The sequence below is a fragment of the Actinophytocola sp. KF-1 genome (assembly GCF_054661535.1).
This window is the reverse complement of record NZ_BAAFVK010000005.1, coordinates 230,468-250,113: the sequence shown is the minus strand read 5'-3', so window position 1 is coordinate 250,113 and position 19,646 is coordinate 230,468. Positions and strand designations below refer to the sequence as shown.

16 protein-coding genes are annotated in these 19,646 nt (G+C 73.7%); 7 read left to right on the top strand and 9 right to left on the bottom strand.

Annotation, left to right across the window (positions count from 1 at the left end):
- Positions 1-36 precede the first annotated feature (36 nt).
- Together ACYQ77_RS17200 and ACYQ77_RS17195 are read right to left on the bottom strand one after the other, a co-directional pair.
- Entirely contained in the window at positions 37-720 is a 684-nt protein-coding gene (locus tag ACYQ77_RS17200; RefSeq protein ID WP_459712404.1) for a class I SAM-dependent methyltransferase, read from the bottom strand.
- Between the two features lie 77 nt (positions 721-797).
- Positions 798-2,579, bottom strand: coding sequence for a hypothetical protein (locus ACYQ77_RS17195; RefSeq protein ID WP_459712402.1), 1,782 nt, complete (start codon positions 2,577-2,579; stop codon positions 798-800).
- Between the two features lie 50 nt (positions 2,580-2,629).
- Here ACYQ77_RS17195 and ACYQ77_RS17190 point away from each other — a divergent pair, with 50 nt between their 5' ends.
- Positions 2,630-3,811 carry a lipopolysaccharide biosynthesis protein gene (locus tag ACYQ77_RS17190; RefSeq protein ID WP_459712400.1) on the top strand — a complete coding sequence of 394 codons (1,182 nt, stop codon included), beginning with the start codon at positions 2,630-2,632 and terminating at the stop codon, positions 3,809-3,811.
- On the opposite strand, the gene ACYQ77_RS17185 is transcribed toward ACYQ77_RS17190, so the two are convergent.
- Positions 3,789-7,742 carry an alpha-(1->3)-arabinofuranosyltransferase domain-containing protein gene (locus tag ACYQ77_RS17185; RefSeq protein WP_459712398.1) on the bottom strand — a complete coding sequence of 1,318 codons (3,954 nt, stop codon included), beginning with the start codon at positions 7,740-7,742 and terminating at the stop codon, positions 3,789-3,791. The two genes, ACYQ77_RS17190 and ACYQ77_RS17185, sit on opposite strands and share 23 nt — an antisense overlap.
- Before the next feature lie 49 nt (positions 7,743-7,791).
- A complete protein-coding gene (locus ACYQ77_RS17180) occupies positions 7,792-8,538 on the bottom strand; it encodes a class I SAM-dependent methyltransferase (protein ID WP_459712396.1) in 747 nt (248 codons plus the stop codon).
- Positions 8,539-8,645: 107 nt separating this feature from the next.
- Here ACYQ77_RS17180 and ACYQ77_RS17175 point away from each other — a divergent pair, with 107 nt between their 5' ends.
- The gene (locus ACYQ77_RS17175; RefSeq protein ID WP_459712395.1) at positions 8,646-10,145 is read left to right on the top strand and encodes a substrate-binding domain-containing protein; all 1,500 of its coding nucleotides are present in this window, start codon (positions 8,646-8,648) and stop codon (positions 10,143-10,145) included.
- Between the two features lie 254 nt (positions 10,146-10,399).
- On the opposite strand, the gene ACYQ77_RS17170 is transcribed toward ACYQ77_RS17175, so the two are convergent.
- Positions 10,400-10,897 carry a MarR family winged helix-turn-helix transcriptional regulator gene (locus tag ACYQ77_RS17170; protein WP_459712393.1) on the bottom strand — a complete coding sequence of 166 codons (498 nt, stop codon included), beginning with the start codon at positions 10,895-10,897 and terminating at the stop codon, positions 10,400-10,402.
- Positions 10,898-10,974: 77 nt separating this feature from the next.
- Between ACYQ77_RS17170 and ACYQ77_RS17165 the strand changes: the two genes are divergently transcribed.
- From ACYQ77_RS17165 to ACYQ77_RS17155, 3 genes are read left to right on the top strand one after another with little or no spacing between them, the layout of a single operon-like run.
- A complete protein-coding gene (locus ACYQ77_RS17165) occupies positions 10,975-11,598 on the top strand; it encodes an NADPH-dependent F420 reductase (protein WP_459712391.1) in 624 nt (207 codons plus the stop codon).
- A 12-nt stretch (positions 11,599-11,610) separates the two neighbouring features.
- On the top strand, positions 11,611-12,108 hold the full coding sequence (locus ACYQ77_RS17160) for a VOC family protein (protein WP_459712389.1): 498 nt from the start codon (positions 11,611-11,613) through the stop codon (positions 12,106-12,108).
- Between the two features lie 17 nt (positions 12,109-12,125).
- The gene (locus tag ACYQ77_RS17155) at positions 12,126-13,355 is read left to right on the top strand and encodes an acetyl-CoA hydrolase/transferase family protein (protein ID WP_459712387.1); all 1,230 of its coding nucleotides are present in this window, start codon (positions 12,126-12,128) and stop codon (positions 13,353-13,355) included.
- Between the two features lie 7 nt (positions 13,356-13,362).
- On the opposite strand, the gene ACYQ77_RS17150 is transcribed toward ACYQ77_RS17155, so the two are convergent.
- Both ACYQ77_RS17150 and ACYQ77_RS17145 read right to left on the bottom strand, forming a co-directional pair.
- Positions 13,363-14,184 (bottom strand): peptidoglycan DD-metalloendopeptidase family protein, encoded by an 822-nt coding sequence (locus ACYQ77_RS17150; RefSeq protein ID WP_459712385.1) that lies wholly within the window; start codon positions 14,182-14,184, stop codon positions 13,363-13,365.
- Between the two features lie 104 nt (positions 14,185-14,288).
- Positions 14,289-15,893: a carboxylesterase/lipase family protein gene (locus tag ACYQ77_RS17145; RefSeq protein WP_459712383.1), complete on the bottom strand. Its 1,605-nt coding sequence runs from the start codon at positions 15,891-15,893 to the stop codon at positions 14,289-14,291.
- A 185-nt stretch (positions 15,894-16,078) separates the two neighbouring features.
- Here ACYQ77_RS17145 and ACYQ77_RS17140 point away from each other — a divergent pair, with 185 nt between their 5' ends.
- On the top strand, positions 16,079-17,101 hold the full coding sequence (locus ACYQ77_RS17140; protein WP_459712380.1) for an LLM class flavin-dependent oxidoreductase: 1,023 nt from the start codon (positions 16,079-16,081) through the stop codon (positions 17,099-17,101).
- Position 17,102: 1 nt separating this feature from the next.
- Here ACYQ77_RS17140 and ACYQ77_RS17135 read toward each other — a convergent pair whose 3' ends face one another.
- A complete protein-coding gene (locus ACYQ77_RS17135) occupies positions 17,103-17,972 on the bottom strand; it encodes a peptidase inhibitor family I36 protein (protein ID WP_459712379.1) in 870 nt (289 codons plus the stop codon).
- 99 nt (positions 17,973-18,071) lie between these two features.
- Positions 18,072-18,851 carry a hypothetical protein gene (locus tag ACYQ77_RS17130; protein ID WP_459712377.1) on the bottom strand — a complete coding sequence of 260 codons (780 nt, stop codon included), beginning with the start codon at positions 18,849-18,851 and terminating at the stop codon, positions 18,072-18,074.
- A gap of 68 nt (positions 18,852-18,919) precedes the next feature.
- Here ACYQ77_RS17130 and ACYQ77_RS17125 point away from each other — a divergent pair, with 68 nt between their 5' ends.
- Positions 18,920-19,582 (top strand): thiaminase II/PqqC family protein, encoded by a 663-nt coding sequence (locus tag ACYQ77_RS17125; protein WP_459712375.1) that lies wholly within the window; start codon positions 18,920-18,922, stop codon positions 19,580-19,582.
- The last annotated feature ends 64 nt before the right edge of the window (positions 19,583-19,646 follow it).

Below are 19,646 nucleotides of genomic sequence, written 5' to 3'. Positions count from 1 at the left end.
ATGCCCTGAAAGATGCTCACCGTCCGGGAGCGTCTTTCAGGGCATGTCCTTGCGCAGCACGAAGACCGCGTTCCAGCACGCCACTTCGCGCAGCGCGGGCACGCGCATGACCCAGCCCGCCCACCGCGGGTGGTAACGCGGGAAGGCGTGCACGAGCGTGGTGCCCTCGCACGCCGTCACCCAGCGCAGCGCGGCGCCGACGGTGTACGGGAAAAGGCTGGTGCCGTAACGGTTCTTCGGTTCGTGGCCGTTGCGTTCGGCGTAGCGGCGGGCCGCGTAGTCCCCGCCGAGGAAGTGCCACGGCGACGTCTCGTGCCCGCCCCACGGCGACCACCACGGCGTGAACGACAGGAACACGGTGCCGCCGGGCCTGGTCACGCGCACCATCTCCGCGAGCATCGCGCGCGGCTGCGACACGTGCTCCAGCACGTTGGACGAGAAGCAGACGTCGACCGCGCCGGTGCGCACCGGGAGCCGGGTACCGCTGGCACGCACCATGTTGTGCCCGGCGGCGCCCACGTCGGGGTCCACGCAGACGTACGACGCGCCGCGGGCGCGGAAGGCGTCGGCGAAGTACCCTGGGCCGCCGCCGACGTCGAGCAGCAGCCGGTCGCGCAGCGGGGTGAACGCCGCGACCTGCTCGGCGGAGTCCGCCGCCAGCACCCGGTAGAAGGTGTCCCTGTCGGTGTGTTCCTGGCGGAACGCCCGGAAAAGCCGCACCGAACGGGACAGTGTGGCTGCTTTGTGCACTGTGGAGCGGTTACTTGCCGGACGTGCCGTAGTCGACCGGGCCGTCCTCACCGTTCGCGGCCGGTGCGTTCTCGAGGTTCACGCCCCGGTCCGGCCCCGCGAGGCTGACGAGCGTCGCGGTGCCCCCGACGGCGAGGGCGATGCCCCCGACGACCGCGACCAGTGCTGCGATGAACTTGCTCACGGAGAGACTCCTGCCTTCGGTTTCGGATGAATCTACCGGCCGGTATCGCTTGCCACAACAGGCATCCGGCCACGAAAAGAGCGGTCGCGACATCGGCGGCGACCACGGGTGCGACGGGCACGGTGCCGTGCGCCCGCGCGACCGGGCCCGGTACGCGGTACAGGTCCAGCCACGTGCCCCGGTGCACCGGTTCGAGGCCGGGCGGCAGGGCGAGCGCGCCGGGTGTGCCGTGCTCGACCAGCACCCACCCGATGCCCAGCGCCCCGAGGTCGGCGCCGTCGCGGAGCGCGTCGCGGATGGCGGGCAGCCGGGTGTCCTCGCCGGGGACCGGCCGCCCGTCGACGTACACGGTGTCGTCGACGACCACCGTGCGCGGCAGCAGGCGCGGCGCGGGGTCCAGTTGCGTGCGGTGCTCGTTCCACCCGAAGCGGCGGAACGCCCCCAGCGGCAGGGACAGCACGTCACCGGGGTGCTCGTCGCGGGCGAGGACGTCGGCCACCGCCGCCCAGTCCGGCGGGTAGTCGACCGTGCTGAGCCGCCCCCACCCGCCCCACGCCAGGTCGGGCGTCATCACGAGCGGCACCAGCGCGGCCACGGCCACGACGGCCCGCCGCCGCGCCGCCTCGACCGCGAGCGCGAAGCCCAGCGCCAACGGCAACGCCCACCACGCCACCCACTTCTGCGCGTCCCGCAGCAGCGCGGCGCCCGGCACCTCGCTCACCAGCCAGCGCAGCGCGACCGCGCCGAGCGGCAGGTGCGCGGCCAGCGCGAGCACGAGCCCGGCCGCGCCCAGCCAGAGCAGCCGTGTCGCCTCGGGCAGCCTGCGCACGAGCACCGGCCACCCGACGGCCGCGATCGCCACGACCAGCAGGGTCAGCACCGGCACGACCGGCAGCTCCCGGCTCACCGGCGTGACGTCCGCGTTCCAGAAACCGCCGGTGCCCAGCACGGAAACGGCGGTGCCGCCCCAGTTCTCGGCGCGCGCCGCGAACCAGTCGACGGCGTCCGGCGCCGACAGCACCGCGCCCGGGCGCAGCACCGACGGCACCCACCACGGTGCGTTGAGCAGCACCAGCGCGGGCAGCACCCGCCACCCGGCCGTCGCCAGCGCGGTCCCCGCCGCGAGCAGCCCGCCGGTGGGGGTGAGCGCGGCGGGCACGGACCACAACACCAGGCGGGTCAAGGATTTCGCCTCGCCGCGCCGGTGCGCGAGCCCGGCCGCGGCGATCCACGGCAGGCACGCGTACGCCAGCAGGTACGGCCAGTGCCCCATGAACAGCCGCTCCGCCACGAACGGTGTCCACGCGTACGCGGTCGCCGCGACCAGCCTCGGTCCCAGCGACCGCGCGGGCACGAGCCTGCCCGCGCCCCACGCGGCGAGCGTCAGCGCCGCGAACAGCACGAGCTTCTGCACGAGCGCGCCGGGCAGCAGCCACGTCAGGGCCGCGACGACCGCGTCGGCGGGCACCGAGCGCGGCGGCGTCGTGCCGAGCCCGAAGGAGTCCGGCAGCAACGGCTGGTCCGGCGTGAACACCATGTCGTGGACCAGGGTGAAGCCCGGCGTGAGGACAGGCGCCAGCACCGCGATGGCCAGCCCGGCGGAGACCGCGGGAAGCGTGAAATCCTTGACACTCAAGGGTTTCATCGGCCCACCGCCGCGATTAGAGTGCGGGGAACCGACCATGGAGGAGCGCGATGCCGGTCCAGCAGCGCACCGGGTGGCACGCACTCGCCGTCACCGCCGGGGTGATGGCGTCCAACGCGTCGGGCTACCTGCTCACCGTGATCGCCGCGCGGTTGCTCGCACCGGCGGCGTTCGGCGAGCTGAGCGCGCTGCTCGCGGTGCTGCTGGTCGGGGTGGTGCCCGCGATGGGGGTGCAGACCGCGGTGGCGTTGCGGGTCGCCGCGCACCCCGGCGAGCCGAGGGAACCGTTGACGGGCCTGGGTTTCGCGGTCGCGGCGGCCGTCGCCGTGCTGGCGGGCGCCGCCGTGCCGCTGGTCGCGCACGTGCTGCACGCGACCGACGTCGGCGCGGTGGTGTGGCTCGCGGCCGCGCTCGCGCCGCTCACCCTCAACGGCCTGTGGCAGGGCCTGTTGCAGGGCGAACAGCGGTTCACGCGGTACGGCGCGTTCGTGACGGGCGAGGCGGCGGTCCGGGTCGGGGGCGCGCTCGCCGGGCTCGCCGCGACCGGCACCGGTGGCGGCGCGATGGCCGGGGTCGCGGCCGGCGCGACGGTGTCCACGGTGGCGGGCTGGGCGGTGTGCGGCAGGCCGTTGCCCGCCCGGTTCGGCGGTCGGCGGCTCGGCGAGGTCGCGCACGCGGCGCAGGCGCTGCTGGCCGTGGTGGTGCTGATCAACCTCGACCTGGTGCTCGCCCGCCACGTCCTGCCCGCCGCGTCGGGGGAGTACGCGGTCGGCGCCGTGCTGGCCAAGATCGCCTACTGGCTGCCGCACGCCGTCGCCGTGCTGGTGCTGCCCCGGCTGACCGGCGCGGACCGGAAACGGGCGATGACCGCGGGGCTCGCCGTGTGCGCCGCGCTCGACGGCGTGGTCGTGCTCGGCGCCGTCCTGTTCGGACCGGAGCTGTTCGTGCTCGTCGGTGGACAGTCGTATGTGGACAGTGTGCTGCCGCTGTGGCCGTTCGCGCTGACCGGCTCGCTCCTGGCGCCCGCGCAGATCCTGCTGTTCGGCCGGATCGCCGACGGCGACCGCCGCGCGACGCTGCTCACGTGGTTCGCGGTCGCGGTCGAGACCGTGCTGGTGCTGGCGTGGCTCAACGACTCGCCGACGCAGGTGATCGGGGCGGCGGTGGCCGCCACCGGCCTGCTCGTGGCCGCGGGGACGGTCGTGGAGCTCAGGCACGGTCGAACCACCTGACCCGCACCGAGACCACGGCGGCGAGCGCCACCAGGACGCAGGCCTGCGCGGCCGTGCCGTACGCCCAGTCCTGCCCGTGGCCGAGCAGGCGGCCGGTCACGCTGACCACCGTCGCGCCCGCCATGCCGCCGAACGCGACCACCATCGACACGGCCCGCCGGTAGCGCGGCACGAGGCTGCGCACGAACAGCACGGCCAGCAGCGCGACGAGACCCGCCATGCCGCCGAGCACCACGAGCAGCGCGGCCAGCACCCACGGCACCCACGTGCCGCGGCCCGGTCGCGTCGACGGACCCGGCCGCCGCCGGCCCGGCACGAGCGCGGCGGCGACCACGAGCAGCGCGGCGATGGCGCCGATCAGCAGCCGGGTCCGGTAGGTGCCGTCGGGGACGAACTCGATGACGACCGTCGTCGCGCCCTCGGGCACGACCCACGCCTGCTGCCAGCCGTCCACCCTCGTGCGCGCCAGCGGCCGCCCGTCCGCCGTCGCCACCCAGCCGTCGTTGGCGTTCTCCCGCACGGCGAGCACGGCGGCGGGCCCGTCGGCCACCCGCAGCTCGCGGTGCACCGCGCCCCACGACACCTCCGTGACCGCCCGCTGCCGGGGCTCGACCGGGGTCGCGTCCGCGGGCCGCAGCCACACGTCCTGCACGACGAAGTCGGCTGTCCGCGCCGTGCGCAGCTCGTGGTCGCCCGCGCCGAGGTCGAGCCCGTCGGCCAGGTCGTCGCAGGTGGTCAGCGGCAGTGCCCGGTGCTCGGTGACGTCCTCGACCGTGCCCGACACCGCCGTGTCGTAGTCCCGGCCGTCGACCCGCACGACGGGACCGGCGCCGCACGGCACCCGCACCGGCGTGTCCGGCCGGATCGCGGGGAACGGCACGCCCGTCACCTCGACCGTGCTGATGCCCGCGGGCCCGTGGAACCCGGGCTCGACGCGGAGGACCGTGATCTCCAGGCGGTCGGTGCGGCCCGCGAACTCGACCGTGCCGTCGGCGGCGACCGTGCGCCGCACGGTGCCCGCCGAGGACGTCAACTGCACCTCGGCGGGTGCGCTCGCACCCGCCCCGGGCGTCGTCGCGAGCCGCAGGCCGCGCACGGTGCGCGGGGCGTCCCAGGCCAGGCGCAGCACGGGCCGCTGGTCGGTCTCGTCGGCGATCCACGTGGTGGCGGGGTCACCGTCGATCGCGCCGAGCGGCGCCGCGCCCACGTCCCCGGCGAGCTGCGTGGACGCCGACACGGTCAGGCCGCGCAGCGCCACGGGCGGCGCGCCGCCGCTCGCGGGCAGGACCGTGCCGCCGACCTCGTAGGTGCCGCGGGCGGCGGTGGTGAACAGGCGGTGCACACCCTCGGGTTCCTCACCGAAGCGGGTCAGACCCGCGTCGCAGCGCACGACCTCCGCCTGCCGCAGGCACGCGTACCGGGGCTGCGGACCGCGGGTGAACGCGTACGTGGTGCGTTGCCCGCCTGCGGGGCGCACGTCCGCGGGCACCCGCAGCGCGCGCTGCGCCACCACGCCGGGGATGCCCAGCTCGGCGATGCCCACGTTGCCGGTGTCCCGGCCCGCGGCCATCGCCACCGCGGTCACCCGCACGGTGCCGGTGAGCCCGGTCGCGACGGGGAAGCGCTGTTCCTGTGCCCCCCGGGCCACCTCGTGTTCCACCGAGCCCGCGTCGGTGGTGATCCGCACCCGGGTGACCGGCCAGCCCACGCGCCGGTCGTCCACCACCCGCAGGGTGACCTCGGACAGCACGCGCGGGGTGTCGAGCGTGACCTCCAGCCACTGCCCGGCGGGTTCGCGGAACGACGAGGACTGCCACGCCGTGTACGGGTCGCCGTCGAGCGCGGCGAACGGCATGGCCGTCAGGTCGGTGCCGCGGACGGAGTCGGCGAAGCTCGCGGCGCTCGACGCGGTCACCGCGCGGATGCCCTGGTAGGCCGCCACGGTCCGGTGCTCCTGCGCGTCGAACGGCAGCAGGTCCAGCGCGGGCCGCGCCTGTCTCGGCCGCTCGTCGGCGGTCAGGGTCTGGCTGAGGTTGTCCCGCATCCGGCCCACGTTGCGTTCCCGGTTCCGCAGCCCGTCGGTCACGTACCAGTCCCGCGCGCCCGGCGCGCCGCCGTCGCCGGCGAGCACGGCGGGCCGGGCCGGGTCGAGCAGCCCGGCGTCCAGCAACGGCAGCAGCGACTCCGGGCCGCCGCTGACCGTGGCGAGGTCGTCTTTCGCGACGGCCACCGCCCTGGGCACGTCCCGGTCCACCCGGTACACCTCGAGTGACGGCACCGGGCCGAGCCCGGCGTCGACCGCGCCCGCCAGCCGGATCCGCGGCCCGAACCCGGCGACCCGTTCGATGCCGGGGGAGCGGGCGAGCGCGGCACGCAGCACCGCGGCGGGCGGCGCGTCGGCGCGCGTGATGTCGTTGCGCAGCAACAGGAACCGGTGCCCGGAGCGGGCCACGAAGTCGGCGAGGCCGGGTGCGCCGCGGCCGTCGGCGAGCGCGTCCTCGACGGCGTCCATCAGCCGCGTGTTGCCCTCGGACCCGAGCGGGATCTGGCTGCGCACGGACCACGGCGCCTGCGCGAGCGGCTGCAGCGGTTCGTCGATCGGCCGTCCCCACCGGTACTCGGCGAACCCGCTGCCCGGCACCATCAGCGTCCTGGCCGTGGCGTCCTGCTCGGCGAGCCACGCGGTCGCCTCGTGCCAGTACGCGGGGATCTCGTCCCAGCCAGGACCGGGCCGCAGCGTCAGCAGCCACGCCGGCGCCGCGGCCACGACGACCAGCGCCGTCCCGGCCACGAACCGGGGCGCGGCCAGCGGCGACTTCAGCGACCTGGCCGACGCCCTGGCGGGCGCCCACGGCACCGCGGTGATCGCGTGCGTCAACGCCAGCGTGAGCGGCAGTCGCAGGCCCGGTTCGAACTTGTGCACGTTCCGGAACGGCGCCAGCGGTCCGTCCAGCAGCCCGCGCACCACCTCCGACAGCGGGCTGTCCAGCGTGCCCACGTACCCGATGGTCAGCAGCACGGCGCCGGTCACCACGCCGAGGGTGAGGAAGAGCCGTTCCGGCAGCCGCGAGCGCGCCAGCCCGGCCAGCGCCACCGCCGCCAGGAGCCCGGTGGCGAGCATCAGCACCGGGTGGTCCACGAGCAGGAAACCCGACGGCCACCACGACGTGCCGGACACGACGTAGGCCACCCACTGGTTCGTGCCGCGCAGCACCTGGAACAGCGACGTGGGCGACGTGGTGTTGGTGGCCGACTCGACGTAGTCGACGAACGGGAGGCTGTACCGGCCGAGCAGCAGCAGCGGCAGCACCCACCACACGACGGCGGCGGCGACCGACGCGCACCACCACGCGACGAGCCGGGCGTGCGCCCACGTCCACACCCTGGTCGCGAGCCACAGCACCGGCAGCACCATGGCCATCAGCACGACGGCGCCGTTGATCCCGCCCATGCACAGCACGGCCACACCGGACAGCGCGCCCGCCCGCCGGGTGCCGAGTTCCTTCGCGCGCACCAGCGGGAGCAGCACCCACGGCAGCATCACCGCGGCGATCGCCTCGGCGGACACCGGGCCGATCTCGGTGAGCATCCTCGGCGCGAGCGCGTAGGCGAGGGCGCCGACGTGCCGCGCGGGTTCCGAACCGATCCGCAACGCCCGCGCCAGCAGCAGGGCACCGGTGTACGCCAAGCCCAGCAGGAGCGCGCACCACAGCCGTTGCGTCACCCACGGCGGCAGCCCGGCCACGTCGCCCAGCACGAAGAACGGGCCCATCGGGAACAGGTAGCCGTACGCCTGGTTCTGCAGCTCGCCCGCGCTCGACTCGGGGTTCCACAGGTGCAGCGCCCGGTCGAGGAACGCGAGCGGGTCGGTGACGAGGTCGAGCTTCGTGTCGAACGTGGTGCGGCCGGGCAGCTGGAGGAACGACAGCACCGCGAGTGCGACGACGATCCAGGTGGTCGGGGAGCGGAGGAGCTTGATGTCAGCTCTCCCGGCCAGGTTTGCGCAGCACGTACCGCGCCGACACCCAGTGCGTCTCCGGTTCGGGCACGGTCGTGCTGTCCACCACGACACCGCCGTGCGCCTCGACGACCGCGCGCAGCCACTTCGGCGGCACCGGCGTCATCAGCATGGGCGCCGGGTAGCCGAGCACCACGCGCTGCGCCATGCGGACGAGCCGGGCGGGCGCGACCCGCCACACCACGCCCTTGAACGTCCACATGGGACGCACGGTGCACTGCACGATGGCCACCGCGCCCGGTCGCAGCACCCGCACGAACTCGCCGAGGTAGCCGGCCACCACGCGCTTCGGCAGGTGCTGCAGCACCAGCTCGGAGTAGACGAGGTCGAAGCTGCCGCTGGGGAACACGTGCAGGTCCGGCGCGTCGTTCAGCACGAACCGGCACCGCCCGGCGCTGCGGTCCAGCGCCCGTGCCGTGTCCAGCATCGGCGCCGAGACGTCGACGCCGACCACCTCGTCGGCGTGCTCGGCGAGCGCCTGCGACAACCGGCCCGCGCCGCACCCGAAGTCGAGCACGCGCTCCCAGGTCGTCGGCAGCCCGAGGTCCGCGAGCCACGCACGGGCCCGGTCCACGTCGCGCCTGCCCAGCGCGAGGAACTCGTCGACCTCCCAGCGGCCACCGCGTTTGTCCGCGGCCACGCTCACCGCCCACAGGGGGTCACGTTCGCCGAGCGTCGTCCAGTCCCGGCGCACCTGGTCGAAGTCCACTCGCTCTCCCGGGGCAGTCGTGGCGCGACCTTAGCCGGGTACCTGTTGGTACAGGTCACAGAAGGTTTTGTGCGCAGGAACAACGAGCGCCCGACTAGCCTTCCCCCATGCTCCGCCGGCCACCGGTCGTGCTCGGCACGCTGCTCGTGCTCGCCACCGCGCTGTGGATCGGCCTCCCGCACATCTCCTTCTCCTCCGCCGACTGCACGCGCACGCTGCGCGTCACGGCGACCCCCGAGATCGTGCCCGTCATCGAGGCGGCGGCCGACCGCATGGGCGACGCCTGCGCCCGCGTCGTGGTCCGTGCCGAGGAGTCGGCCACCACCGGTGCCGTCCTCGCCGAGGACCGCGCCGACCAGCCCGACGTGTGGGTGCCCGAGTCGACGGTGTGGTTGCAGCGCACGCAGGCGGAGCGCGCGTGGGACCTGCCGGTCGGCGGCACGTCGGTGGCGACGTCGCCGGTCGTGCTGGGGGTGGTCCGCAGCACGGCGGACCGGCTCGGCACGCCGCTGACATGGGCACGCGTCCTCGGCGCGAACGTGCGCGCGGGCCTGCCCGACCCCGTCCGCGACCCGGTCGGGCTGTCGGCGCTGCTGGGCGTACGCGGCCTGCCCGACGCGACGAAGGTGCTGCGTGGTTTCTCGCAGCACACGGAGAAGCGGGCCGCCGACCTGTTCGACCGGTTGACCGGCCCCTCGCCGCTGGCCGCGTTCCCGCTGTCGGAGCACGACCTGCTGGTCCATTCCGGTGTGCCGCTGGTGGCCGTCCAGCCCGACGCGCCGGTGCCGTCGCTGGACTACCCGTACACGGTCATGCCGCGTTCTGCCGAGCGGCCGCTGGCGCAACGCCTGCTGGCGGAGTTGCTGGACGGCTCGTCGCGGGTGCTGGCCGCCCAGCACCTGCGGCCGCCTTCGCAGGTGGTGCCGGTGCCGGACACGGACGTCAGCGACGAGCTGCTGAACCAGTGGGCGGCGATCAACCTGTCGGGCAGGCTGAGCATCCTGATGGACGTGTCGGGGTCGATGGCGCAGGCCGTGCCGGGCACGGGGCTCGACCGGATGGGCGTGACGCTGGCCGCCACGGAGGCGGGCTTCGGGTTGCTGAAGCCGACGACGCAGGTCGCGCTGACGTTGTTCGCCACCCGTCTCGACGGGGACCGGGACTATCGGCCGTTGCTGCCCATGCGGACGGTGGCCGAGCATCGGGCGGCGGGGTCGCTGGACCAGTTGCGTGCCGTCCGCGCGATTCCCAACGGGGCGACGGGGTTGTACGACAGCGTCGCGGCGCTGTACGCGTCGGCCCGTGCCGGCTGGGAGCCCGGTCGGCTGAACGTGGTCGTGGTGATGACCGATGGGCGCAACGAGGACCGGGACGGGATCGACCGGGCGACGTTGCTCGCTCGCCTGGCGGCACTACAGGATCCGCGCCGGCCGTTGCCGTTGATCGCCATCGGGATCGGGCCGGACGCCTCGCTGGCTGAGTTGACGGCCATGGCCTCGGTGACCTCCGGACGGGCTTTCACCGCGCCCGATCCGACTGCTCTGCCGCAGATCTTCTACACGGCGTTGAGCGGGATGCTGTGTCAGCCGCCGTTGTGCAAGGCTTGATGCTTGCGGGTTCGGTGCGGGGTTGCCGTCTGGGGTTGTCCCCGTTCTGGGTTTGTCCTCGCCGGACGGGCGTCCTCGCCGGAGGGCGTCCTGCCGGACGGGCCTCCTCGCCGGAGGGGCTGGTCTCCGGGATGGCGGCGGGTCGTGCACGGGGATGGCAGCAGGCAGTTCTTGTGTGGTGGGCTGCGCTCGGCTTGGGTGGGCCCGCTTCGTGGGCGCGCCCCCTCGCCGCGTGGCACGTTTTGAAACCGTCTTCAGTCGTCCAGCCATTCCGGGCGGGTTGCCGACCCTGGGTCCAGGCGGGTGAGGATCTGCCCGTAGGCGCCGCGCAGCTGGGCGAGTTGCTCCGCCGACAGCGCATCCACGATCAGCTCCCGCACCGTCGTCACATGACCCGGGGCCGCCCGCTCCACCAGCGCCATCCCCGCGTCCGTCAGCACCGCGCGCGTGGCACGCCGGTCCTCCGGGTCCGGTTCGCGCTCCACCAGGCCCCGTGCCTCCAGCCGCTTCACCACGTTCGACAGCCGGGACAGCGACGAGCTGGTCAGCTGCGCCAGCCTGCTCATCCGCAGCGTGCGGTCCGGCAGCTCGGACAGCATCGACAGCACGTGGTACTCGAAGAAGCTCACCTCCGCGTCCCGCTCCAGCTGGGCGTCGAGCGTCGCGGGCAGTCTCGTCAGCACGCGCACCATGTCCAGCCAGGTCAGGCGTTGGTCCGGGGTCAGCCAGCGGACGTCTGAGGGCGGGGTCACACCCCCAACTTACTTGACGCTTGAAGTATTCGCATCTACTGTAGGTTCAAGATTGAAGTAATTGAGAGGAGCAAGAGATGCGGATCGCGATCATCGGGGTGGGGAACGTCGGCGGGGGACTCGCCGCCGCGGCCACGGCCGCCGGGCACGACGTCACCGTCACCGCCAGGAACACCGGCAACGCCGCCAAGGTCGCCGAGCACACCGGCGCCTCAGCCGCGCCCAGTGTCGCCGACGCCGCGCGGGACGCTGACGTCGTCGTGCTCGCCGTGCCCGCCAGTGCCGCCGACGACGTGCTGGGGCAGCTCGGCGAGACCACCGCGGTGGTGGTCGACGCGACCAACCCGCTCAACGACACCTTCAGCGACCTGACGACCACGGACACCAGCCACGCAGAGCGGCTCGCCGCCGCGCGGCCCGGGGTCAAGCTGGTCAAGGCCCTCAACACGGTCTTCGCCTCGCGGTTCGGGAACCCGGCCGAGGGGGAGCGGCCCCTCGACGGCTTCTACGCCGGTGACGACGACGCCGCCAAGGAGACCGTCGCGCGGTTGCTGGCCTCGCTGGGTTTCCGGCCCGTCGACGCGGGCAGTCTGCGCATGGCCCGCTCGCTCGAGGAGCTGGCCTTCCTGAACATCAGCCTCAACGCCCGCAACGGCTGGGCGTGGCAGAGCGGCTGGCAGCTCGCCGGCCCGACCGCCTGAAAGGAACCGGCCATGACCGTCGCACCGGTTCGGCTCAACCACGCCGTGCTGTTCGTCGCCGACCTGGACCGGGCCGTGCGCTTCTACACGGACGTGTTCGGCATGGACGTGGTCGCGCGCGAGGAGGGGCTGGGCGCGGTGTTCCTGCGCTCGCCCCGCTCCGGCAACCACCACGACCTCGGCCTCTTCGCCGCCGGGCCCGGACCCCGGCAGCGGGGGGTCGGCCTCTACCACCTCGCGTGGCAGCTGGACACCATCGACGAGCTCGTCGAGTTCCGGCAGCGGCTCGTCGACGCGGGCGCCCGCACCGGGGAGTCCAGCCACGGCGCCACGAAGAGCGTCTACGGCGCGGACCCCGACGGCAACGAGTTCGAGATCATGTGGATGCTCCCCCGCGACGAGTGGGGCGCCTACGCCGACGCCTCGGTCGTGGAGCCGCTCGACCTCGACGCCGAGGTTGCCCGGTGGTCGGGGGTGCGGACCGCCGGGGAGATCGTCACCGCCGCCTGATCGGATACCGTGGCGCCATGCGCGTGCTGTCGGAGTCCCAGCTGGCGGCCGCCTTCTCGGCCATCGCGGGCACGCCCCGGGTCGTGGTGAGCGGCAACTTCGCCACCCCGCACCGGCTGCTCGGCGTCCTGGACAAGGCCGTCGCCGAGTACCGGCTGTTCGTGCTCAACGCGCAACCCGGCATCCCCGACCGGGACGGGGTGACGCTCGAGACCCCGTTCGTCGGGACCGGCATGAGGGGGCGGCCTGCGCTGCGGTACTTCCCGTCGCGCCTGTCGCTCGTGCCCCACCTGCTCAAGCAGACGCTGCCGCCGGACGTCGTGCTCGTGCACACCTCCGCCCCGGTCGACGGGACGGTGTCGCTGGGCACCGAGGTGAACATCCTGCCCGCCGCGATCGAGGCCGTGCGGGCCCGCGGCGGCATGGTCGTCGCGCAGGTCAACCCGCGCATGCCCTACACGTACGGGGACGCGGTCCTCGCCTGCGACGAGATCGACCACGCGGTCGAGGTCGACGAGCCGCTCGCCTCGCCCGCGCACCGGCCCGTGGGCGAGGTCTTCGGTGCGATCGGCGAGCGGGTGGCGGCGCTCGTTCCCGAGGCCGCCACGCTGCAGCTCGGCATCGGCGCCGTGCCGGACGCCGTGCTCGCCACGCTCACCGGCAGGCGCGGCATCGGCGTGTGGTCGGAGATGTTCAGCGACGGCGTGCTCGGCCTGGAACGCGCGGGCGCGCTCGCCGCGGACACCCCGGTGACCGCGTCGTTCGTGTTCGGCAGCCAGGAGCTCTACGAGTGGGTGGACCGCAACCCGCGGGTGCGGCTGCTGCGCACCGAGAAGACCAACGACCCCGGCCTGATCGCGAGGCACCAGCGCCTCGTGTCGGTCAACAGCGCGCTGCAGGTCGACCTGTACGCGCAGGCCAACGCGAGCCGGGTGCGCGGGGTGATCTACTCCGGGTTCGGCGGGCAGACCGACTTCGTCGTCGGCGCGCTGCACTCGCCGGGCGGCAGGGCGATCATCGCGCTGCCGTCGTGGCACCCCAAGGCGAACGTGTCCACCGTGGTGCCGCGGCTCGCCGGGCCGGTCACCTCGTTCCAGCACAGCTACGTCGTCAGCGAGCAGGGCACCGCGACGATCTGGGGGCACGACGCGGGGGAGCAGGCCCGGCAGATCGTCGACAACGTCGCCCACCCCGACGCCCGCGCCGAACTCCGCGAAGCGGGCCGCGACCTCGGCTTCCCACTGTGACGTGGCGCTAGTCGTACTTGTCCTGGTTGATGAAACGCGCGTAGCCGCGCCACGAGTTCGGGCCCATGACGCCGTCGATGGGACCGGTGTAGCCCCACCGGGCGGCGAGCCGTTGCACCGCCGCCCACGTGTTGACGCCCGGCACGCCGTCGATCGGGCCCGTGTAGCCGTACGCGCGCATGGCCCGCTGCAGTGCCGCGTACGTGTTCACCCCCGGCACACCGTCGATCGGACCGGTGTAGCCCTGTTCGATGCGCAGCCAGTTCTGCGTGCGCTTCCACATGACCGGGCCGGGCACGCCGTCCTGTTCGGTCGTGGTCTTCGGCAGGCCCGTGCCGCCGCCACCGCCGGGGTAGGTCAGCGGGTTGATGCGCACCCCGCCCGGGTCGATCATGTGCCAGTGCAGGTGCGGGCCCGTCGAGTTGCCGGAACCCGGCGCACCGGCCGCACCGCCGGACAGCCCGACGACCGCGCCCATGCCGACCCGGGTGCCGTTCGCCAGCAGGAACTGCGACAGGTGCATGTACTGGGTGCGGTACCCGTTGTCGTGCTGGATGGTGACGGTGTGGCCGCCCGTGCCGTTGTACGGGATGTTGGTGACCACGCCGCCACCGGCCGCGGGCAGCCGCGTGCCGACGCCCATGCCGTAGTCGATGCCGCCCAGCGAGCCCCGGTCGATGTGCTCCTGCCAGGTGCCGGTGATCGGGTAGGCGGTGAACGGGTTGTAGAACCCCGGCACGTCGGCGTGCGCCAGTCCCGCGCCGACCGCGGTGACCGCGCCGGCCGCCGCCGTGCCGTACAGGAACGTGCGCCTGCTGATCCCTGACATCAACCGACTCCCGTCGTCCGAGGCTGCTCCGCCCTCGAACGTAGGGACGGCGGCGACCGGCGCGCATCGTGCGTTCGACCGACGGCCGTTCGGCGCAGCCCCGCTCAGCCGGACAGTTCCTCCCACAGCAACCGGAACCGGCGCAGCGGGTCGGCCTCGACCGTCGTCGTGTCGCCCAGCACGAGGGTGTCGCGGGTCGCCGGGCCGTACGCGGGCCACCGGGGGAGCGTGCCACCGTTCGGATCGCCGGTGGCGGCGAACCGCACCCACGCACCGGCCAGGTCGTCCGCCAGCGCGCGGGCACGTGGCGCGTCGTCGCCGGTGATCGGGGCGTCGGCGTTGTGGAACGCGAGGGCCACGTCGACGCCGTGGGTCGCGCCCCAGCGCGCCGGGTCGGCGGGCGACGCCCACGTGAACAGGTACATGTGGGCGGGCGCGCCGCCGAGCGCGGCCTTGCGCTCGGCCTGTGTCCGCGCGGCGGCGAGGAAACCGCTGTCGGTGGTCATGCGTGCCAGCAGCAGCGCGGGCGACGCGGCGGGGTAGGCGTCGCGGTACTCGGCGATCACCCGCGCCGCGTTCGCGTCGCCTGCGAGCGCGCGCACGGCGGCGAGCAGCCCGGCGTCGGTGAGCTCCGGGTCGGCGGCGAACGCGGTCGCCTCGTCCCGCGTCGCGCTGATGATCATCGGCACGTCCCGGGAGACCTCGGGCGCGTCCGGTGCGAACGGGTCGCGCGGGATGTGCACGCCGTCGACCACGGGCGCGAACTGCGCGGGCGGGGTCGCGGCCTCCAGCCCGGCCTGCGCCGCGACCAGCATCTCCACCGGCACGTCCCGCAACTCGGTGATCCGCCGCGTGGACAGCCCGAGCCGCGCCAGCAGGCGGCTCGCGGTGCGGGTGCCCGCCTCCCGGCTCGCCAGCGTGAGCGTCGATCCACTTTGGACGGCCGCGCGGTGCAGCAGCCCCCGCGCCGCCGGCATCGCGAGCAACGTCGAGGTCTTCGCGCCGCCACCGGACTGGCCGAACACCATGACCCGGTTCGGGTCTCCCCCGAACGCGGCGATGTTCCGGTTGACCCACCGCAGCGCGGCGACCGCGTCGAGCATGCCGTTGACCCCCGCGCTCGCCCATTCCGCCGGCGCGCCGAGGTCGGCGAGGTGCAGGAACCCGAACAGCCCGAGCCGGTGGTTGACGGTGACCACGACGACGTCGCCGAAGCGGGCGAGCGGGTCACCGTCGAACCCGCGGTGGTTGCCGGAACCGGTGGCGAACCCGCCGCCGTGGAAGGACACCAGGACCGGCCTGCGCGCGCCGTCGGGCCGGGGCGTCCACACGTTGAGGACGAGGCAGTCCTCGCTCTGCCCGCCCGGCTGGTCGAGCCACCCGATCAGCCGCGTGTAGTCGAGCCGCGCGCCCGGAATGGGTTGCGGGGCGATGTGACCGTGCGCCGTCGCGGCACGGATCCCGCGCCACGGCGTGGGATCGGCGGGCGGGCGGAACCGTTCCGCGCTCCCGTACGGGATGCCGAGGAAGGCGCTGACTCCTGCCGTGCGGGTGCCGCGCACCCAGCCCGCCGACGTCTCGACCAGGTCGTCCCCGCGCCGCGACGGCGTGGCGGCGGCGGGGGAGGCGAGGAGCGTGGCGGCGCCGAGCGTCGAGGACGCGGCGAGCAGCCCGCGGCGCGTGATGGTGCGGGGGAGGTCTGCGGTCATGGCCACATTCTTGGTCCGTGCCATCGGCCGCCGTAACGCCCGAGCCGCAAGACCGGCGATTTCACCGATGACGCGGCCCACGCGCCACGACCGGCCGTCCCGCCCGGCCCGGTGCTGACGGGGTTCTTCGTCACTCTCGTCGTTAGTTGAGGAATCAATCAGTGTGGCCGGGTGTTGCACCCGGCGTGAAGAACATCGGATTCCTCTCGTTCGGGCACTGGTCGGACAGCCCGCACTCGCGGACCAGGACGGCGTCGGACGCGTTGCTGCAGGCCGTCGACCTGGCCGTGGCCGCGGAGGAGCTGGGCGCCGACGGCGCCTGGTTCCGCGTGCACCACTTCGCGCGGCAGCTGGCCTCGCCGTTCCCGCTGCTCGCCGCGATCGGCGCGAAGACGGAACGCATCGAGATCGGCACCGGCGTGATCGACATGCGCTACGAGAACCCGATGTACATGGCCGAGGACGCGGGCGCCGCCGACCTCATCGCGGGCGGGCGGCTGCAGCTCGGCATCTCCCGCGGTTCACCCGAGCAGGTGATCGACGGGTGGCGTTACTTCGGCTACCAGCCCAGCGAGGGCGACACCGACGCCGACATGGCGCGCAAGCACGCCGAGGTGTGGCTGAAGGTGCTGGAGGGCAAGGGGTTCGCCCAGCCCAACCCGCGCCCGATGTTCCCCAACCCGCCCGGCCTCCTGCGCGTCGAACCGCACTCGCCGGGGCTGCGTGAGCGGGTCTGGTGGGGCGCGGGCTCCAACGCGACCGCGGTCTGGGCCGCCAGGCAGGGCATGCACCTGATGAGCTCCACGCTGAAGAACGACGAGGGCGGCGCACCCTTCCACGTCCAGCAGGCCGAGCAGATCCGCGCCTACCGCAAGGCGTGGGCCGAGGCCGGCTGGGAGCGCGAGCCGCGTGTCTCCGTGTCACGCAGCGTCTTCGCGCTCACCACCGACCTCGACCGCGCGTACTTCGGCGCCGACGGCGAGAGCCGCGACCAGATCGGCCTCATCGACGCGAACACGCGGGCGATCTTCGGCCGCTCCTACGCCGCCGAGCCGGACGTGCTGGTGGACCAGCTCGCCGAGGACGAGGCGATCGCCGAGGCGGACACGCTGCTGCTGACCGTGCCCAACCAGCTCGGCGTCGAGTACAACGCGCACCTGCTCTCCGACATCCTGACGCACGTCGCCCCCGCCCTCGGCTGGCGCTGACCTACTGGCAGCAGATGTTGTAGCCGCGGTCCATCCAGAAGCTCGTCGGCACCGGGTTGCTCAGCGTCGGGTCACCGACGCTGGGCGCGGCGAGCTCCCGGCGGCCGGGGCGCAGCTCGACGTGCGTGTGCACAGCACTCGCGCCCCGGGCCGCCTCGGTCGCGACCTGCTGGCCCTTGCTCACCGACTGGCCGACGCGCAGCCCGTCGAGCGGGTTGGTGTGCAGGTAGATGACCGTCCGGTCGAGGCTCGCGTTGTAGATGGACAGAGTGGACAGCCCACCGCCGCCCTCGTTCTTGTAGATCACGGTGCCCGCGATCAGCGCGTACACCGCCGCGCCGGAGCCGCGTGCGAAGTCGATGCCCTCGTGGCGGCCCGAGGTGTTCAGGTAGCCGTCGAAGTACGCGGTGATCGCGCCCGCGTCGCTGTGGTACACGCCGTACTCGAGGCGCTGGTTGTCACCCTGGCCGACCACGTGACCGGCGTTCTCGTTCTTCAGCTCGGGCCGCAGGTTGCCCTTCCCGCCCGCGACGAACGAGTCGATCGCGCCGGACCAGCCGCTCTTGTAGAAGATGGTGACCGGCACCGACTTGCGGTTCCACACCGAGGCCGCGTTGTTCTTCACGCACTGGCCTCGGCCGCTGCCGGAACCGACGAACTTCACGCAGTCCGTGCCGGTGCCGTAGTCCTTGACCGACCCGGAGAAGTCCACAAGGGACCCCTGGTTGTCGCTGTTGTAGTAGAGGCAGACCTCGCCGGACTCGCACACGCCGTTCCGCGCGGTCGCCGCCTGTGCCGACGGCACACCCACGACCGTCGCGCCCAGCAGCGCGACACCCAGCCCGGCCAACGCGACCTTCAACTTCCGCAATGGACCACTCCTCGACCCTCGCGCGCACGATGCGCCCATCGATGTGACACGGACGTTAGCCATGTCACGTGCGGCGCGGGGGGAATTCGCGGGAAACGGTCACGACGGCCAGCGGCGGAACTGGTACTCGTCGAGCTTCCCGGTCAGCTGGGTCAGCGTGATCGGGTCGGCGGGCGGGTAGGTGGCGGCCGCGACCTTGTCCAGCACCCGCCAGCAGGCGCGGCGTTGCGGCCACGTGGTCTCCAGCAGCCAGCGGCGCAGCACGTAGAGCCGCAGGAGCACCCGCAGCGCGGGTTCCTCGAGCGCGGTGTCGTGCCGTGACGCGGCGCCGAGCGCGGCGGACGTGAACGACGGCAGCTCCGCGGTCAGCGCGTTGCGCGCGGCCCGCGCGTGCTGGTAGGCCTCCTTCGCCGAGCGGGCGGGCGGGGGCACGCGCAACGCCGTGCAGACGAGGCCGATCACCGACGGCGCCAGGTCGTGCGACGGCGCGGCGGTCGCGGTGGCCGAGATCGCCGACACGGCGAGGGCGACCGCGCCGATCAGCCCGGCGTGCTCGCCGGGCGCGGCGCGCAGCTCGTCGACGCGGGCGAGGGCGGCGGCCCGGTCGAGGTCCGGCTCGGTCACGTCCGGCAGGTCCAGCAGCGCGAGCAGTTCCGGGCGCGGGTCGTGCACCGGTTCGACGTCGTGGATGGCGGTCGCGACGTGGTCGAGCAGCGCGTCGTGGTCGACGGGTTCCTCGGCGACGGCCCTGCGCAGCAACGGCAGGATGGGGCCGCCGCCGCCCGCACGGCCGTCAGCGGCGACCTCCCGCGGCGCGACGGGTGCGGGACGCGACTGGTCGAGCCGCGCCCACCGCGGATCCGGCGACGAGTAGCTCATGCCACGACGGTACGCGGCTGCTCTAGGCTGGCGGATCGTCGGTGGTGTCTCAGGGAGGAGTTCGCCCGGTGTCGTTGTCAGCGCGAAAGCTGTTGGAGTCCGTCCAGGCCGAGCTGGCGCCCGCGGAGAGCGAGAACCGCCTCGTGCCGCTGATCGAGCGCGGCGACGCCCCGGTGCAGGTGTTCGGCGTGCTCGCCGCCGAGGAGTCGCACATCGTGCGCAGCGACTGGCGCAGCCTGCACCTGCTGGCGTCGCGGGCGGGGGAGCAGACGGCGCGGGAGTTCTTCGCGGGCCTCGCCCAGGGCGAGGGCCTTGCGCTGGGCAAGCTGCCCGCGCTCGCCGCCGCGGGCGGGATGGACGAGAAGGACCTGCGGGCGTACGAGCCGATGGCGGGCTGCCAGGCGTACCCGGCGTACTTCTCGTGGCTCGCGCTGAACGGCGAGCCGGCCGACGTGATCGTCGGCGTGGTCGCGAACTTCGCCGCGTGGGGCGACTACTGCGGCCGGATCGCCAAGGCCATGCGGGAGAAGTACGGCCTCGACGACGAGGCGTGCGGCTTCTTCGACTTCTTCGCCACCCCCGTGCCGGAGGCGATCGAGCAGGCGATCGCGGCGGTGCAGGCAGGCATCGACGCGGGCCGCTGCGACGAACGCACGGCCCGCCGCTACGGCAGGCTCTTCCAGGCCTACGAACTGATGTTCTGGAACACCATCGCCGACGCCCAGAGCTGATCAAGGACCGGCGGTTGCACGTTGTGGTCGCAACGGGGATTGGCCGGAGAGTACGCGGTTGAGC